Below are 15,472 nucleotides of genomic sequence, written 5' to 3' on the forward strand. Positions count from 1 at the left end.
CGCCGAGGCGCTCGGCATGGCTGATCTTTACGGTCACCTCCCTCGCGGCCCGGCCGGGGTCCTGCGCGCCGCCAGATGGTCGATGCTGGGCCTGCGCGCCGCCTGGCTGCATGAATCCTCGTTCCGCCTCGAGGTCTGCCTGTTCCTTGTCCTTGGCCCGTTGGGCTGGTGGCTGGGGCAGACGCCGGTGGAGCGCGTGCTGCTGGTGGGCAGCTGCCTGCTGGTGATGGCGATGGAGCTGATGAATTCCTCGATGGAAGCGATCATCGAGCGCTACGGTGCCGAACACCATGAATTGGCCGGACGCGCCAAGGACATGGGCTCGGCCGCCGTGTTCGTGCTGATGATGAACGTGGTGCTGGTGTGGGCGGCCCTGCTGCTGCCGCGCTGGCTGTGACCCGCGCCTCGCGCGACTCCGACGAGTAGTCCATGGACCTGAGTTTCCTTGCTTCCCCCGACGCCTGGCTCACCCTGGTGACGCTGAGCGCGCTGGAAATCGTGCTGGGCATCGATAACCTGGTGTTCATCTCGATCGCGGTCAGTCGCCTGCCCGAGCATCGCAAGCCCGCTGCGCGCAAGCTGGGCATCGCGGTGGCCTGCATCACCCGCATCCTGCTGCTGGTGACCCTGGCGCATCTGGCGCGGATGTCGCAGGACCTGTTCCTGCTGTTCGGCATGGGCATCTCGATCCGCGACCTGGTGTTGATCCTGGGCGGGGTGTTCCTCTTGGTGAAGGGCGTGCAGGAGGTGCGCGACATGATCACCGGTGGCGAGGACGAGGACCCGCGCACCACCCAGGCGTCCGCCGTGTTCGGCATGGTGATCGCGCAGATCGCGGTGATCGACATCGTGTTCTCGCTGGATTCGGTGATCACCGCGGTGGGTATTGCCCAGCACATCCCGATCATGGTGTTCGCGATTCTGGCGGCGGTGGCGATCATGCTGCTGGCGGCCAACCCGCTGGGCCGCTTCATCGATGCCAACCCCACCGTGAAGATGCTGGCGCTGGCGTTCATCCTGCTGGTCGGGGTGGTGCTGGTGCTGGACGGCCTGGACGTGCACGTGCCCAAGCCCTACATCTACTTCGCGATGGGCTTCTCGGTGCTGGTCGAGTGGCTCAACCTGCTGATGCGGCGCAAGGCTGCGGCGCGCCACGTGCCGGGTGCCGGCGAATGGTGATTTTCCTTTCCTGATCCTGTTTGGAGCCGCGACTGCATGCCTGTCTTGCACCAGATCGACCCCATCGCCGTGGCTCTGGGGCCCCTGAAGATCCACTGGTACGGGTTGATGTACCTGCTCGGCTTCGCCGTGGCCTGGTGGCTGGGGCGACGTCGCGTGCGCGCTGGCCGCCTGCCAGGCGTGGATGACAACGGCTTCGGCGACCTGATGTTCTACGCCATGCTGGGCGTGGTGCTGGGCGGTCGCATCGGTTACATCCTGTTCTACGACCTGGGCGCGTTCCTGCACGATCCGGTCCTGCTGTTCCGGGTGTGGGAAGGCGGGATGAGCTTCCACGGTGGCCTGCTGGGTGTGCTGGCGGCGATCGCCTGGTGGTCGCGCCGGCACCGCATGCATTTCTTCGATACCGTCGATTTCATCGCCCCGCTGGTGCCGGCCGGGCTTGGCTTCGGTCGGATCGGCAACTACATCGGCGGTGAACTCTGGGGCAAGCCCACCCGCGGCACCATGTTCGATGGCTGGGGCGTGGTGTTCCCGCGTTCGCTGCCGGAGCCTTTTGCTTCGATGGATGCGGCCACCTTGAGGGCGCAGTTCGACGCCGGCCTGCTGGATGCCTTCGCGCGCCATCCTTCGCAGCTCTACCAGGCCACGCTGGAAGGGTTGGTGATGTTCTGCGTGCTGGTCTGGTACTCGCGCAAGCCGCGGCCGCGCTACGCGGTGTCCGGCCTGTTCGCGCTGCTGTACGGCTGCTTCCGCTTCCTGGTCGAGTTCGTCCGCGAGCCCGACGCGCAGCTTGGCTACCTGGCGTTTGGATGGCTCACGATGGGCCAGCTGCTCAGCATGCCGCTGGTGCTGCTGGGCCTGTTCTGGCTGTGGCGTTCGCGCAGTGCGCCGACCCTGATGCCGGAGGCGCGCTGATGCGCCAGTATCTCGACCTGCTTGGTCATGTGCTGGCGCACGGCACCGACAAGTCCGACCGCACCGGCACCGGCACCCGCAGCGTGTTCGGCTGGCAGATGCGCTTCGATCTGCGCGAAGGCTTCCCGCTGGTCACCACCAAGAAGCTGCACCTGCGGTCGATCGTGCACGAGCTGCTGTGGTTCCTGCAGGGCAGCACCAACATCGCCTACCTCAAGGACAACAAGGTCTCGATCTGGGACGAATGGGCGGATGCGGATGGCGAGCTGGGGCCCGTTTACGGCAAGCAGTGGCGCAGTTGGGAAGGTGCGGACGGGCAGACCCACGACCAGATCCGCTGGGTGGTGGACGAGATCCGCCGCAATCCCGACTCGCGCCGCCTGATCGTCTCCGCCTGGAATGTGGCCGACCTGCCGCGGATGGCACTGCAACCCTGCCATACCCTGTTCCAGTTCTACGTGGCGGATGGCCGCCTGAGCTGCCAGCTGTACCAGCGCAGCGGCGACATCTTCCTGGGCGTGCCGTTCAACATCGCCAGTTACGCGCTGCTGACCCACATGGTGGCGCAGGCCTGCGGGCTGGGCGTTGGCGATTTCGTGCACACGCTAGGTGACGCGCACCTGTACGCGAACCACTTCGAACAGGCGCGCGAGCAGCTGGCGCGCACGCCACGCGCGCTGCCGGTACTGAAGCTCAATCCGGACGTGCGGGACCTCTTCGGATTCCGCTACGAGGACATCGCGATCGAGGGCTATGACCCGTGGCCGGCGATCAAGGCGCCGGTGGCGGTGTGAGCCGGCGATGCCTGGTGCCGCCATGCGCCTTTCGCTGATCGCCGCGCTGGACCGCCAGCATGCCATCGGCCGCGGCAATGCCTTGCCCTGGCACTTGCCGGGCGACCTGCAGCACTTCAAGGCGCTGACGCTGGGCAAGCCGGTGCTGATGGGACGGCGTACCGCGGAATCGCTGGGGCGCGCGCTGCCCAAGCGTCGCAACCTGGTGCTGACCCGCAGTGGCGCCGTGCCGTTCGCCGGCATGCAGGCGGTCGCCTCGCTGGAGGAAGCCATCGCACTGGTGGCCGCCGAGGGCGGTGAGGAGTTGTGCGTGATCGGCGGCGGCCAGGTGTATGCGCTGGCCCTGCCGCGCGCCACCCACCTGCATCTCACCCACGTGGACACGGTGGTGGACGGCGCGGATGCTTTCTTCCCGCGCTTCGATCCCGCGGAGTGGCGGGAAACAGCGCGCACCGTGCATCCGGCAGACGCTGCACACGCCTTCGCGTTTACCTGCGTGGATTACGAGCGCGCCTGACCCTGCTGCGGTGCGCCGTCCGGGCGTCGCTGTCCCTGCGCCTGCTTGTGTGGCTTGGGGCCGCGCTGCTTTGGCGCCGGCGCCGGCACGTCGCGGCCCGGCACCTGCACCAACTGGAATTCATCGCCGTCCAGGCGCAGCGCAGTCAGCTTGCCGCTCCACACGGCACCCGTGTCGATGGCATGCACGCCGTGGCCGATGAACAGGCCCAGCGTGCTCCAGTGCCCGCACACGATCTTCAGGTCACGCGGGGCATGGCCCGGCACCGAGAACCACGGGTACAGGCCGGGGGGCTGCGAGCCGGGTGGACCCTTGTATTCGAAGGCGATACGGCCGCGCGGGCTGCAATAGCGCATGCGGGTGAGGATATTGATGATTGCACGGTCGCGCTCGATGCCCTGCAGCCGCGGCGACCAGTCCGGACCGTCGCCATACATGTTCTTCAGCAGCTTGCGGTAGCCCTCGCCATGCAGGCGGGCCTCCACCTCGCGGGCGTGCTTCTCGGCCAGCTGGGTGGTCCATTTCGGCGCCAGCCCGGCGTGCACCATCATCCAGCCCAGCTTGCGGTCCACGTGCGCCAGCTTGCGGCCGCGCAGCCAGGCCAGCAGCTCCGGCGCATCGGGCGCGAACAGCACGCCCTGCAGGTCGGGGTTCACCCGCCGCTGTTCGTCCGGCGTGCGCTCGGCCACGGCCAACAACGACAGGTCATGGTTGCCCAGCACCACCTGGCTGACCTCGCGCAGGGAGTGCACCAGGCGCAATGTCTCGATCGATTGGCCGCCGCGGTTCACCAGGTCGCCGCAGAACCACAGCCGGTCAACTGCCGGATCGAAGCGGAGCTTCTCCAGCAGCCGCTGGGTGACGTCGTAGCAACCCTGCAGGTCGCCGATTGCCCAGACGGCCATCCGTCCTCCTTCAGTGCAGGGTGCGCGGAACGGACAACGTGAAGGCCGGGATCGGCGCCGCGAAGCGGGTGCCATCGTCGGCCAGCATGTCGTAGCTGCCGCGCATGGTGCCGATGTCGGTTTCCAGCACTGCGCCGGAGGTGTACTCGAAGCCCTCGCCCGGGCGCAGCCACGGCTGCTCGCCCACCACGCCCTCGCCGACGACCTCGCGGACGTTGCCGTTGCCGTCGGTGATCAGCCAGTGCCGGCCCAGCAGGCGCGCGGGCACTTTGCCCTGGTTGCGGATATGGATGGTGTAGGCGAAGACGTAGCGGCCTTCCTCCGGGGCCGACTGGTCGTCCAGGAAGCGGGCATCGACGTCGATGTCGAAGTGGTAATCGTTGCTGCTCATGCGGACATTCTAGGGAATCTCCGAACAATGCGGAGATTTACCTTGACTACGGATGGCCGACCAGGCATTGATCGCGCAAGCGATGGCTGCGTGTACGCCGCGTCCGGACATGTGCCGGGCGCGGCGTGGGCTGACAACGCCAAGATGGCGTTGTTCAGCTCTTTCCTGGCGGGCACGGGCGCGCTGCGGCCGTCGTCCGCGCCGCGTGCTTCAGCCTGCGGCGAGCAGGTTCGCCAGGCGAACGAACCCGGCCACCTCGACCTGTTCCGCGCGGGCGTCCGGGCGCAGGCCGGCGGCTTCGATCGCGGCGGTATCCGCCACGCCCTGCAGCGCGTTGCGCAGGGTCTTGCGGCGCTGCCCGAAGGCCGCGCGGACCACGTTGGCGAAGGTTGCGCGATCCGCCACCTCGATGCGCTCGGCCGGCTTCGGCGCCAGCCGGACCACGGCGGAATCCACCTTCGGCGCGGGCCGGAATGCGCCGGGCGGCACCACGAACAGCGGCGTCACCGCGCAGTAGGCCTGCAGCATCACCGACAGGCGCCCGTAGACCTTGCTGCCCGGCCCGGCGGCCATGCGCTCCACCACTTCCTTCTGCAGCATGAAGTGCATGTCGCGGATCGCGGCGGCATGGTCCAGCGCGTGGAACAGGATCGGCGAGGACAGGTTGTAGGGCAGGTTGCCGGCCAGCCGGATCTGCCCGCGGGCATCGCCAGCGCGGGCCGCCAGCGCGGTGAAATCCACGCCCAGCACGTCGCCTTCGATCAGGTGCAGCGTGCCGTGCTGGCGCGCCGCGGCCTGCAGGGGCGCGTGCAGGTCGCGGTCGAACTCGATCGCGGTGACTTCGCCGTGCCGCTTCAGCAGCGGGAAGGTCAACGCGCCTTGGCCGGGGCCGATCTCCACCAGCACGTCGCCGGGCCTGGGGTCGATCGCCTGCACGATCTTCTCGATCACGCCCTTGTCGTGCAGGAAGTTCTGGCCAAGGTGCTTCTTGGCCGGTTCGGTGAAGCCGGTGGTCATAGCAGGCGGGTTCCGAGGGGGACGTCGCGGTCGGGCACGCACAGGGCCACCGCGCCGTCGGCGTCATGGAAGCCCGTCACCAGGCATTCCGACATGAGCGGGCCGATCTGTTTGGGCGGGAAGTTGACCACCGCCACGACCAGGCGCCCGACCAGATCCTCCGGGCGATAGTGCGCGGTGATCTGTGCGCTGGACTTGCGCACGCCCAGCGCCGGGCCGAAATCGACGTGCAGCACATAGGCGGACTTGCGGGCCTGCGGGAAGGGTTCGGCAGCCACCACGCGACCGACGCGAAGCTCTACCTTCAGGAAGTCGTCGACATCGATGATATCCATCACGCGGTCGCCCCCCGGCGGGCCAGCGTCGCGGCGCAGTGGATGGCGGCGAACAGGCTGGACGGATCGGCAACGCCCTGGCCGGCCAGATCGAGCGCGGTGCCGTGATCCACGGCTACACGCGGAAACGGCAGGCCCAGGGTGATGTTCACCGCGTGGGCGAAGTCCGCGTGCTTGAGCACCGGCAGGCCTTGGTCGTGATACATCGCCAGCACCGCGTCGAATCCGCGCAGCTTGTCGGGCAGGAAGGCGGTATCGGCCGGCAGCGGTCCGATCAGGCGCATCCCGGCAGCGCGCAGTTGCGCCAGGGTGGGGATGAGGATATCCAGCTCCTCGCGCCCCAGGTGGCCGTCTTCGCCGGCGTGCGGGTTCAGGCCGAGCACGGCGATCACCGGCTCGGCGATGCCAAACTGCGTGCGCAACGCCATTTCGACGATGCGCAGGCTGCGCGCCAGCGCGTCCGGGGTGATCGCATCGGGCACTGCCCGCAGCGGCAGGTGCACGGTTTGCAGGGCCACCCGCATGTGCGGATTGGCCAGCATCATCACCACATCGCAGCCGGTCAGCGCGGCCAGCAGCCCGGTGGTGCCGGTGAAGGGAATGCCCCCGTCGTTGATGGCAGCCTTGTGCACCGGGCCGGTGACCAGGCCATCGCAGTGGCCGGCAAGACAGGCGTGCGTGGCACGGGTCAGGGCTTCGACCACGGATGCGGCATTGGCCGGTGCTGGGGTGCCGAACGTAGCGGTCACCGGATGCGGGATATCGATGATTTCCAGGCTGCGCGGCGTGGCGGCAGGCTGGCCAGGGGCATGCAGATCAAGGGGCAGGCCCAGCCGCTCGGCGGCACGGCGCAGGGTGGCGGCATCGCCGTGGACGACCAGCTGCGCCGGCCATGCCTGCTGGGCCGCGCGCACCACCAGCTCGGGGCCAATGCCCGCGGGTTCGCCCGGAACCAAGGCCAGCCGCGGGTGCATCAGCCGGTCAGGGGGTACCCAGGAAACGGCCCGCCGCGCTGGCGTCCTGCATTTCGCGGGTGGGTGCGGTCTTGCGCTGCTGCTTGGGCGTTTCCTGCAGCAACGGCGTGGTGGAATTGCCCTGCGCGTCGCGCACGTCCACGTAGGCCTCGCCGCGCATCTCGCGTAGGAAGCGGTTCCATTCGTCTTCCAGTTTGCGGCGGCCGATCGTTTCGCGGATCTGGGCGCGCAGGTTCTCGTCGCCGGCCGCGATCTCGCGGCTGCCACTGCGCTGCACGATCACCCAGCCCTGGTCGGTTCTGAACGGCGCCGAGGTTTGGCCATCGGCCAGCGCAGCGACCTGCATGCCAAAGGCGGTGCCATAGGTGTCCGCGCCGAACCAGCCCAGATCACCGCCGCGGCGGCGGGTGGTGGTGTCGTCCGAAGACTCCGCGGCCAGTTTGGCGAAATCAGCGCCGCCGGCCAGCCGCGCCGCCAGCGTGTCGATCTTGGCCTTGGCGGCCGCATCGTCGGTTTTATCGTCCACTTTCACCAGGATCTGGCGGGCCGAGAACTGGGTGACCTTATCGCCGCTGCCAGGGGCGACGGTACGGGTGTCGACCAGCTGCACCAGCTGGAAGCCGCTGGGCCCGCGGATCGGTCCGATCATCTGGCCGGGCTGCAGCTGCTGGATGGCGGCCGCAAAGCTGGGGGGGATTTCGTTGAGGCTGCGCCAGCCCAGATCACCGCTCTCCAGCGCGTTGGGACTGTCGGAATAGCGCACCGCCGCGGCGGCGAAGGTCATCTCACCGCGGTCGATCAGGCCCTTGATGCCCTCGATTTTTTTCTGCGCGGTGGCGATTTGCTCCGGGCTTGCGCCTTCAGGCGTGGCGACCAGGATATGGGCCAGGTGGAACTGTTGCGCGGCCGTCGCCGAGGCGGTGGCCATGGCGGCCTCCACTTCGGACTCGCTGACGTTGATGCGGCCCTGTGCGAAGCTCTGCCGCAGCTTCTGGGTGATGATCTCGTCGCGCAGGCTGTCACGGAATTCCTGGAAGCTCATGCCATCCTGTGCCAACCGCGCCCGCAGCTGATCCACGCTCATGCCGTTCTGCTGGGCCACGCCCTGTACAGCGCGCTCCAGGTCCTGATCGCTTGCGGTGATCCCGGCTTCGGTGGCGCGGGCGACCTGCAGGCGCAGCAGGATCAGGCGTTCCAGCACCTGTCGTTCCAGCACCTCGTCCGGCGGCAGCTGGTTCTCCCGGCCGGCATACTGGGCGCGGATGTTGGCGATGGCGCGATCGAGTTCGCTGCGCAGGATCACGTCATCGTTCACCACCGCGGCGATGCGGTCGACGGGCTGTGGTGCGGCGGCGTCTTGGGCGGACACCCCGCCGGCAAGCAGCAGGATCGGCAGCAGTGCCAATTGCAGGAGGCGGATGGATCGCATGCGGAGCTTGGGCATCATGGAAGGGTGTTTGCGTTGTCGGGCGTGGAAGGCTGGCCCGTTGCAGTCTGCGGCGGCACCAGATACAGGTCGTCCCGATTGTAGCCGAGGATGGACCGGCGCAAGACGCGGCGGGCGTCTTGGCCGGCGCCGCCAAGGCCCTTGAGCTCGATTTCGAACAGCAGCGCATTGTCCAGATCGCCGGCGCGGTTACGCACGTAACGGCGCGCCACCAGACGCATGGCCACGCAGCAGCTGTCCCACTGGACGCCGGCAAGGTTCTCCAGTGGCTTGCTGTCGCGCAGCGAGTAATAGCTGCGCCCGACCACGCTCCAGCTGGCATTCAGCGGATACAGGAAAGACACGTCCAGCTGCTCCAGCAGTGCGCGGCGATAGCGGTAGGACAGGTTGAACACCCCGTCGTCGGGCAACAGGTAGCGCGCGCGCAGACTGGCCAGATCGGTGCGCTTGAATTTCGGGTCGCGCTGGTAGGAGCTGCCGATCGTCCAGCGGTCGGTTGGGGCGTAGTTGACATCGGCAACCCAGGCCGAGCCGCCCTGTTCCGTGATCGGTTCGCCCGGCAGCCGCACCCGCGATTCCTTCAGGTAGCGGATCTGGCCAAGGCTTGCGGAAAAGCGCTCGAACCCGTCGGACTGGCGGATCAGCCGGGTGCTGACGGCCAGCGTCAGCTGGTTGGCGTCGGCCTGGCGGTCGGCGCCGGAATAGCGGTTGTCGCGGAACAGCTGGCTCCAGCTGAAGGTCAGCGGTTGGGTGTCGAATACCGGCATGTCGTCCTGGTTGGCATAGGGCACGTTCAGGTAGAACAGTCGGGGTTCGATCGACTGCAGGTAGCGCTTGCCCTTGACGGTGGTTTCGCGGTCGAAGAACAGCCCGCTGTCGACACTGAAGATGGATTGCCCACGCGATGGCGACGTGCCGCCCAACGTCTGCCCCAGCGTCCGGTCCAGCGAATAGCCTGTGTAGCGCCAGGCCAGCGTGGGGCGCAGGAACCAGGCGTCCCCTTCCAGCGGCATTCCCACCCAGGGGCGCAGGTCCAGCCGCGCGCCTGCGGCGTACACGGGGTGATGGAACCGCACCGCCTCCGCATCGATCCCCGCACGCAGTCGGCTGCCGACGCCTTGCTCCCAGGTCGCGAAGACGCGTGGCAGGCGGTCATACGGCAGCACCGCCTCGCTCAGCGTGTAGTCGGCAAGCTGCCAGTGGTCGGCGGTGACGCCGGCGGTCCAGCTGCGGCCACGGCCGTAGAGGCCCAGCGTGCTGTAGTTGGTGGCGCGGGACAGGCCATCGATGCTGCTGCTGAAGTCCTCGTAATAGCGCGGATCGCTGATCCAGCTCAGGCTGGCACGCGCCTGCCAACTCCCCGACAGGTTGTGGAAGCCTTCAAAACGGGCGGAGCCGCGGCTGCGGTCGCGCAGATTGTCATGTGGCATCCACGCCGCATCCAGGATGCCCCGGCCATCCTCCACCAGGTAGCGGAACTGGCCGCCAAGCAGCCCGCCGCGCTTGCTCATCCAGCGCGGATTGAGGGTGGCGTCGAAATTGGGCGCCAGGTTCAGGTAGATGGGCTGCCGCCAGTCGAAGCCGTTGCGGCTGGAACTGGAGAGCGATGGATACAGCAGGCCGGTGCGCCGGCGGTCGTCGGTGGGGAACATGAACCAGGGGATGTAAAGCACCGGCACCGTCCCCATCCGCAGGCTGGCGCCGTGGGCAACCGCCATGCCGGTTTCGGTGTCGATATCGATGCTGCGCGCCTCCAGTTCCCACTTGCGCGCCTCCGGTGGGCAGGTGGAGTAGGTGGCGCCGTGCAGGCTGCCGTTGTCGCCGGTCATGGTCAGGCTCTGCGCCCGGCCGTTGCCGCGGCGTGACAGCAGCTGGTACTGCAGGTCCTCGATCCGATGGGTGTCGGCATCCTGGTCGCCCTCGGCGCGAGCGGCGCGCAGGCGCAGACCGTTGGCCTGGAAGCGCACGCTGCCTTCAGCCGCGTACTTGCCGTTTTCCTTGTCGAAAGTCAGCTGGTCGGCGCCCATGAACTGGTTGCCGCGGCGCATGGTCACGTTGCCCTGGAAGACCGGGTTGGCATCCGTGCCCGAGAGCATGTCGCCCTCGATATCGGTGGGATTCTTGCCCAGCGGCGCGATGTTCAGGCCCTGCGGTGCCAGGTTTGCATCGGCGAAGGGCGGAACCACGTCGCCGATCGGACACAGCCGCCAGTTCTGCGGGCCGTCGTCGGCGGCGTGTGCAGGCAGGCAAAGCGCGATACACAGGGGCAGCGGAAGCAGACGCAGGACAGGACGCACGGGCGATCCGGGATGCAGAAGCGGATGGCTAGCTTGCCGGAAGCGGCCAGCAGCGGCAAACGCGGCGCATTGGCGGGTTCGTGTTGGCTTCAGGCGTGGTGCGCTACATGCGCAGGACGTCGACGTGCGCCACGCAGCATTCGGCAAGGGCGGTGAGGTCGTAGCCGCCTTCCAGCAGCGAGACGATCCGGCCGCCGGCGTGGCGCTCCGCCAGTGCCACCAGCTCGCCGGTCAGCCAAGCGTAGTCGGCTGCTTCCAGCAGCCATCCCGCCAGCGGGTCCAGCCGGTGGCCGTCGAATCCGGCCGAGACCAGCAGCAGCTGCGGCCGGAACGCCTCCACCGCCGGCAGCAGCTCGTCGCGCCAGGCGGTGCGGAAGACAGGGCCGTCGGTGCCTTTGGGCAGAGGCACGTTGAAGATGTTGCCGCACCCGGTCTCGTTGCGTGCGCCCGATTCGGGGTAAAGCGGCCATTGGTGTGTGCTGGCGAAGCAGACGCGCGCGTCGCGTTCGAAGATGGCCTGCGTGCCGTTGCCGTGGTGGACATCGAAATCGACGATCGCCACCCGCTCGAGGCCGTGCCCGTCGATGGCTTGGCGCGCCGCGACCGCGATGTTGTTGAACAGGCAGAAGCCCATCGCTGCGGAGACGGTGGCGTGGTGGCCCGGCGGGCGCACCGCGCAGAACGCCCGCCGGGTGCGGCCGGACAGCACGGCATCCACGGCTGCCACGCCGGCGCCTGCGGCGCGCAATGCGGCTTCGGCCGAATGCGGCGACAGCACGGTGTCGGGATCGAGCAGGTGCAGCGCGGTGGGCTGGGTTTCCAGCACCGCTTCCAGCAGCCGCGGGTCGTGCACGCGCAGCAGCTGGCCGCGGGTGGCGGCGGGAGCCTGCTGCCAGTCGAGGTCGGGATGCGCTGCTTCCAGCGCATGCAGCACCGTGCGCAGGCGCGCCGGGCGCTCGGCATGGTCGGGGCCGGTGTCGTGCGCCAGGCAGGCGGCATGGGTGTAGACGTGCATCACCGGCCGGGCCTCCGCGGAACGCCTACTTGCGGCGTTCGTGCTTCCAGAGCACTTCACCGTGGCCGTCGGCTCGGGCCAGCACGCGGGCCAGCACGAACAGCAGGTCCGACAGCCGGTTCAGGTAACGCACCGGCTGCGGTCGCACCTCCTCCAGCCGTGACAGGGTAACAGCGACGCGCTCGGCTCGACGGACCACCGTGCGGGCGATGTGGCAGCGGGCCGCGGCCTCGCCGCCGCCCGGCAGAATGAATTCCTGCAGCGGCGGCAGGTCGTCGTTGAAGCGGTCCAGCGCGGTTTCCAGCGCCTCGATGTCGGCGTCGAAGATCGCCGCGTGTCCCGGAATGCAGAGTTCGCCGCCGAGATCGAACAGCTGGTGCTGGATGCGCACCAGCAGCTCGCGCACGTCGTCAGGCATCGAGGTCGCCAGCAGCAGGCCGAGGCAGGAGTTGGCTTCGTCAACCGTACCGTAGGCCTCGACCCGGGCCGAATCCTTGCCGGTGCGCGAGCCGTCGCCCAGGCCGGTGCTGCCGTCGTCGCCGGTGCGCGTGTAGATCTTGCTGAGGCGGTTGCCCATCAGGCCGTCTGCGCGCGCAGGGCCGGCACCTGCCGGCGCAGCAGCTCGAAGCCGCCGAACAGCAGGGCCGCGTAGACCAGGGTGCCGAGCACGGTCCACTGGAAGAAGGGGATGCCGGCGACCAGTGCGGCCACCAGGCCCGCGCCGTTGCGCGGGTACAGGCCGCCGAAGGCCCATACGCCGGCATTGGTCAGCACGAAGAACAGCAGCGAGCCGGCCAGCGAATAGGCCAGCACGCGGCCGGCCCCGACCTTGCCGCGCAGGCCGAAGCCCAGCACGGTGGACAGCGCGATGCAGGCGTACACCAGCAGGTAGCCGGCGCTGGCGAAATAGCTCCAGTAGATGCCGCCGTTGACCAGGCCCAGCACCAGGTCGGAGGCGAACATGGCCACCAGTGGCACCACCAGCGCCCACTGGCGCTTGGCGAAATACGCGCCGCCGAACAGCGCCACCGCCTCGATTGGCGAGAAGTTGGGCGGATGCGGCAGGACCCGGCTCAGCGCGGCGGCGAAGATCAGCACGGCCAGCAGCAGCGGGCCGGCGGGAAGCGATGAAGCGGGGCGATTCATGGGCATGCGGACGGGCGGACTGCGGAGCCGTTAGCATAACGCAATGTCCACGCACGCCCCCGCCCACGGCCCCGCGCACGACGTCCTGATCGTCGGCGGCGGACTGGTCGGCGCCAGCCTCGCCATCGCCCTCGATGCGCAGGGTCTGGACGTCGGCCTCGTCGAAGCCGCGCCCGCCGACGCCCTGCCGCCCGTGTTCGACCAGCGCAACCTCAGCTTCGCCGAGGCCACCCTCAACGCGCTGCAGGCGCTGGGCGTGCTGCCGCTGCTGCGCGCGCCCACCGGGCCGATCCGGCGCATCCACATCACCCGCAGCGGCGACTTCGGCCGCATCCGGCTGGACGCCGCAGCCTACGGGCGCGAGGTGTTCGGCCGGGTGGTCGTGGCGCGCGATTTCGGCGAGGCGCTGGAGGCGCGGTTGGCGCAGCTCCGGCACCTCACCCGCTACCGGCCTGCGCGCTTCGTAGGGCTGGAGGCGGGCGATGCCGGCCTGCGCCACGTGCGGGTCGCCGATGCTGCGGGCGAACGGGTGCTGCGCGTGCGGCTGCTGGTCGCCGCCGACGGTGCCCGCAGCACGGTGCGTGAGGCGCTGGGCATCGGCGCCGACGCGCACGATTACGGCCAGACCCTGTTCGTGGCGCGCCTGCGCACGCAGCACGCGCCCGACGGCACCGCCTACGAGCGCCTGACCGACCACGGCCCGACCGCGCTGCTGCCCCGTGGCGACGGCCACTACGGGCTGGTCCACGGCGTGCCCTGCGGTAAAGCCGAGGCGGTGGCCGCGCTGGACGACGCGGCCTTCCTCGCCCGCGTGCAGGCCGCCTTCGGCTGGCGCGCCGGGCGCTTCGTCGCCGTCGGCCCGCGCAGCGCCTACCCGATGCAGCGGGCCATCGCGGATGCACTGGTGGCCCCGCGTGCGGTCCTGGTGGGCAACGCGGCGCAGGCCATCCACCCGCTGGGCGCACAGGGCTTCAACCTCGGGTTGCGCGACGCGCTGACGCTGGCCGAGTGCATCGCCGCGCAGCCGGGGGACCCCGGCGCCGAGGCGGTGCTGCGGACCCACGCCGCCCGCCGCGCGGAGGATCGCCGCCGCACCGTGGCCTTCTCCGACGGGTTGGCCCGGCTGACCGCCAACGACGCACCGCTGCTGCGCCCGCTGCGCAGCGCCGGTCTGGTCGCCGGCGATGCGATGGGCTGGCTGCAGGGCTGGCTGGTGGGCGGTGCGATGGGGTACCGCGGCGACGTGCCGGCGCTGTGCCGGCGGGTGGCCGCATGAGCCGCCGTGGCGCGCTGGACGCGGTGGTGGTGGGCGGTGGCGTGGTCGGCGCCACGGCCGCGCTGGCGCTGGCGGGCGAAGGCCTGCAGGTGGCGCTGATGGAGGCGCGTGCGCCGACGCCTTGGCAGCGCGGCGAGCGCGACCTGCGCGTCTACGCGTTCGCGCCGGATAACGCCGCGCTGCTCCGCGACCTCGGCGTCTGGCCGGCGATCGCCGACGCCCGCGTGCAGCCCTACCGCGGCATGCGCGTCTGGGATGCTGCCGGTGGCGCGCCGCTGGCGTTTGATGCGGATGCGCTGGGCGAGCCGCAGCTGGGCTGGATCGTGGAGAACGGCCTGCTGGTGGATGCGCTCTGGCGCGCGCTGCCGGCGGCCGGCGTGCGCGTCGAGTGCCCGGCCAAGGTGGCCACGCTAGCGCAGGATGCCGCAGGCGTGCGCCTGGGGCTGGACGACGGCCGCATGCTGGAAGCGCGGCTGGCTATCGCCGCGGACGGCGGGCACTCCGCCCTGCGCGCGCTGGCCGGTATCGACGCGCCCGTGCACGACTACCATCAGCGCGGCGTGGTGGCCTTCGTGGCCAGCCAGGCGCCGCACCGCGACACCTGCTGGCAGCGCTTCCTGCCCACCGGCCCGGTTGCGCTGCTGCCGTTCGCCGCGGACGGCGATGCCACCTTGGACGGACATCTGGGTTCCATCGTGTGGACCCTGCCGGACGCCGAAGCGCAGCGCCTGCTGGACGCGCCGCCGGCGCAGTTCGAGCGCGCACTGTCGGCTGCCTTCGGCGGCGAGCTGGGCGGGTTCACGCTGCAGTCGGCGCGCGCCGCGTTCCCACTGCGCCGCCAGCTGGCGGCCGCGCAGGTGGCTGGCCGGGTGCTGCTGGCGGGCGACGCCGCGCACGTCATGCATCCGTTGGCCGGGCAGGGCGTGAACCACGGCCTGCGCGACGTGGCCGCGCTGCGTGCCAGGGTGCGCGATGCGCAGGCGAAAGGCGGCGACATCGCGTCACCGGCCCGGCTGGCACGCTGGGCGCGCGCGCGTCGCAGCGGCAATGCCGTCGGCGCGTACGCGTTCGAGACGATCAACCGCGCCTTCAGCAACGACGCGCTGCTGCCGACGCTGCTGCGCGGCCACGCGCTGGGCATGGCCGGTCGCCTGCCGCCGCTGGTGCGCGCCTTGTGGCGGCACGCCGCGGGGGCCTGAGCGCCCGCGCGATCCTCGCCGCACGCAGCGGCATGTTGGACATGGCGTGCGTGCCCACGGAC

17 protein-coding genes are annotated in these 15,472 nt (G+C 69.6%); 7 read left to right on the plus strand and 10 right to left on the minus strand.

Annotation, left to right across the window (positions count from 1 at the left end; translation table 11 throughout):
* The first annotated feature begins 16 nt into the window (after nucleotides 1-16).
* From ACK4SG_RS10515 to ACK4SG_RS10535, 5 genes are read left to right on the plus strand one after another with little or no spacing between them, the layout of a single operon-like run.
* Nucleotides 17-397: a diacylglycerol kinase gene (locus tag ACK4SG_RS10515; RefSeq protein WP_409601700.1), complete on the plus strand. Its 381-nt coding sequence runs from the start codon at nucleotides 17-19 to the stop codon at nucleotides 395-397.
* Between the two features lie 32 nt (nucleotides 398-429).
* Nucleotides 430-1,179: a TerC family protein gene (locus ACK4SG_RS10520; protein ID WP_409601701.1), complete on the plus strand. Its 750-nt coding sequence runs from the start codon at nucleotides 430-432 to the stop codon at nucleotides 1,177-1,179.
* A 36-nt stretch (nucleotides 1,180-1,215) separates the two neighbouring features.
* Nucleotides 1,216-2,097: a prolipoprotein diacylglyceryl transferase gene (lgt, locus tag ACK4SG_RS10525; RefSeq protein WP_409601702.1), complete on the plus strand. Its 882-nt coding sequence runs from the start codon at nucleotides 1,216-1,218 to the stop codon at nucleotides 2,095-2,097.
* Nucleotides 2,097-2,891 (plus strand): thymidylate synthase, encoded by a 795-nt coding sequence (locus tag ACK4SG_RS10530; protein ID WP_409601703.1) that lies wholly within the window; start codon nucleotides 2,097-2,099, stop codon nucleotides 2,889-2,891. The genes lgt and ACK4SG_RS10530 overlap by 1 nt, the downstream gene beginning before the upstream one ends.
* A 22-nt stretch (nucleotides 2,892-2,913) precedes the next feature.
* Nucleotides 2,914-3,408 carry a dihydrofolate reductase gene (locus ACK4SG_RS10535; protein WP_409601704.1) on the plus strand — a complete coding sequence of 165 codons (495 nt, stop codon included), beginning with the start codon at nucleotides 2,914-2,916 and terminating at the stop codon, nucleotides 3,406-3,408.
* Here ACK4SG_RS10535 and ACK4SG_RS10540 read toward each other — a convergent pair.
* From ACK4SG_RS10540 to ACK4SG_RS10585, 10 genes are all read right to left on the minus strand, one after another.
* Nucleotides 3,393-4,313, minus strand: a complete 921-nt coding sequence (locus tag ACK4SG_RS10540; protein ID WP_409601705.1) for a symmetrical bis(5'-nucleosyl)-tetraphosphatase — start codon at nucleotides 4,311-4,313, stop codon at nucleotides 3,393-3,395. The two genes, ACK4SG_RS10535 and ACK4SG_RS10540, sit on opposite strands and share 16 nt — an antisense overlap.
* A gap of 10 nt (nucleotides 4,314-4,323) precedes the next feature.
* Nucleotides 4,324-4,704: a Co2+/Mg2+ efflux protein ApaG gene (gene apaG / locus ACK4SG_RS10545; RefSeq protein WP_409601706.1), complete on the minus strand. Its 381-nt coding sequence runs from the start codon at nucleotides 4,702-4,704 to the stop codon at nucleotides 4,324-4,326.
* A 210-nt stretch (nucleotides 4,705-4,914) separates the two neighbouring features.
* Nucleotides 4,915-5,721: a 16S rRNA (adenine(1518)-N(6)/adenine(1519)-N(6))-dimethyltransferase RsmA gene (gene rsmA / locus ACK4SG_RS10550; RefSeq protein ID WP_409601707.1), complete on the minus strand. Its 807-nt coding sequence runs from the start codon at nucleotides 5,719-5,721 to the stop codon at nucleotides 4,915-4,917.
* Nucleotides 5,718-6,056: a tRNA-binding protein gene (locus ACK4SG_RS10555; protein WP_409601708.1), complete on the minus strand. Its 339-nt coding sequence runs from the start codon at nucleotides 6,054-6,056 to the stop codon at nucleotides 5,718-5,720. Before ACK4SG_RS10555 ends, rsmA begins: the two co-directional genes overlap by 4 nt.
* Nucleotides 6,056-7,033, minus strand: coding sequence for a 4-hydroxythreonine-4-phosphate dehydrogenase PdxA (pdxA, locus tag ACK4SG_RS10560; protein WP_409601770.1), 978 nt, complete (start codon nucleotides 7,031-7,033; stop codon nucleotides 6,056-6,058). The genes ACK4SG_RS10555 and pdxA overlap by 1 nt, the downstream gene beginning before the upstream one ends.
* A 4-nt stretch (nucleotides 7,034-7,037) precedes the next feature.
* Nucleotides 7,038-8,459 (minus strand): peptidylprolyl isomerase, encoded by a 1,422-nt coding sequence (locus ACK4SG_RS10565; protein ID WP_409601709.1) that lies wholly within the window; start codon nucleotides 8,457-8,459, stop codon nucleotides 7,038-7,040.
* 14 nt (nucleotides 8,460-8,473) lie between these two features.
* On the minus strand, nucleotides 8,474-10,774 hold the full coding sequence (gene lptD, locus ACK4SG_RS10570) for an LPS assembly protein LptD (RefSeq protein ID WP_409601710.1): 2,301 nt from the start codon (nucleotides 10,772-10,774) through the stop codon (nucleotides 8,474-8,476).
* Nucleotides 10,775-10,877: 103 nt separating this feature from the next.
* Nucleotides 10,878-11,789, minus strand: a complete 912-nt coding sequence (locus ACK4SG_RS10575) for a histone deacetylase family protein (RefSeq protein WP_409601711.1) — start codon at nucleotides 11,787-11,789, stop codon at nucleotides 10,878-10,880.
* 25 nt (nucleotides 11,790-11,814) lie between these two features.
* Nucleotides 11,815-12,366 (minus strand): cob(I)yrinic acid a,c-diamide adenosyltransferase, encoded by a 552-nt coding sequence (locus tag ACK4SG_RS10580; protein ID WP_409601712.1) that lies wholly within the window; start codon nucleotides 12,364-12,366, stop codon nucleotides 11,815-11,817.
* Entirely contained in the window at nucleotides 12,366-12,935 is a 570-nt protein-coding gene (locus ACK4SG_RS10585) for a DUF6580 family putative transport protein (RefSeq protein WP_409601713.1), read from the minus strand. Before ACK4SG_RS10585 ends, ACK4SG_RS10580 begins: the two co-directional genes overlap by 1 nt.
* Nucleotides 12,936-12,978: 43 nt before the next feature.
* Between ACK4SG_RS10585 and ubiH the strand changes: the two genes are divergently transcribed.
* Nucleotides 12,979-14,211, plus strand: coding sequence for a 2-octaprenyl-6-methoxyphenyl hydroxylase (gene ubiH, locus ACK4SG_RS10590; RefSeq protein WP_409601714.1), 1,233 nt, complete (start codon nucleotides 12,979-12,981; stop codon nucleotides 14,209-14,211).
* Complete coding sequence (locus ACK4SG_RS10595; protein WP_409601715.1) at nucleotides 14,208-15,410, plus strand: FAD-dependent monooxygenase; 1,203 nt, start codon at nucleotides 14,208-14,210, stop codon at nucleotides 15,408-15,410. Before ubiH ends, ACK4SG_RS10595 begins: the two co-directional genes overlap by 4 nt.
* The last annotated feature ends 62 nt before the right edge of the window (nucleotides 15,411-15,472 follow it).

The organism is Thermomonas sp. (assembly GCF_046293095.1).
Taxonomy (GTDB): Bacteria; Pseudomonadota; Gammaproteobacteria; order Xanthomonadales; family Xanthomonadaceae; genus Thermomonas.

Bases quoted from the DNA above. Each gene is read 5' to 3' on its own strand.
- ACK4SG_RS10555 (WP_409601708.1), bottom strand. From the start codon at position 6,056: ATGGATATCATCGATGTCGACGACTTCCTGAAGGTAGAGCTTCGCGTC.
- apaG (WP_409601706.1), bottom strand. From the start codon at position 4,704: ATGAGCAGCAACGATTACCACTTCGACATCGACGTCGATGCCCGCTTC.
- ACK4SG_RS10585 (WP_409601713.1), bottom strand. From the start codon at position 12,935: ATGAATCGCCCCGCTTCATCGCTTCCCGCCGGCCCGCTGCTGCTGGCC.
- ubiH (WP_409601714.1), top strand. From the start codon at position 12,979: ATGTCCACGCACGCCCCCGCCCACGGCCCCGCGCACGACGTCCTGATC.
- ACK4SG_RS10535 (WP_409601704.1), top strand. From the start codon at position 2,914: ATGCGCCTTTCGCTGATCGCCGCGCTGGACCGCCAGCATGCCATCGGC.
- ACK4SG_RS10530 (WP_409601703.1), top strand. From the start codon at position 2,097: ATGCGCCAGTATCTCGACCTGCTTGGTCATGTGCTGGCGCACGGCACC.
- lgt (WP_409601702.1), top strand. From the start codon at position 1,216: ATGCCTGTCTTGCACCAGATCGACCCCATCGCCGTGGCTCTGGGGCCC.
- ACK4SG_RS10575 (WP_409601711.1), bottom strand. From the start codon at position 11,789: ATGCACGTCTACACCCATGCCGCCTGCCTGGCGCACGACACCGGCCCC.
- ACK4SG_RS10580 (WP_409601712.1), bottom strand. From the start codon at position 12,366: ATGGGCAACCGCCTCAGCAAGATCTACACGCGCACCGGCGACGACGGC.
- ACK4SG_RS10540 (WP_409601705.1), bottom strand. From the start codon at position 4,313: ATGGCCGTCTGGGCAATCGGCGACCTGCAGGGTTGCTACGACGTCACC.
- ACK4SG_RS10515 (WP_409601700.1), top strand. From the start codon at position 17: ATGGCTGATCTTTACGGTCACCTCCCTCGCGGCCCGGCCGGGGTCCTG.
- rsmA (WP_409601707.1), bottom strand. From the start codon at position 5,721: ATGACCACCGGCTTCACCGAACCGGCCAAGAAGCACCTTGGCCAGAAC.
- ACK4SG_RS10520 (WP_409601701.1), top strand. From the start codon at position 430: ATGGACCTGAGTTTCCTTGCTTCCCCCGACGCCTGGCTCACCCTGGTG.
- ACK4SG_RS10595 (WP_409601715.1), top strand. From the start codon at position 14,208: ATGAGCCGCCGTGGCGCGCTGGACGCGGTGGTGGTGGGCGGTGGCGTG.
- ACK4SG_RS10565 (WP_409601709.1), bottom strand. From the start codon at position 8,459: ATGCGATCCATCCGCCTCCTGCAATTGGCACTGCTGCCGATCCTGCTG.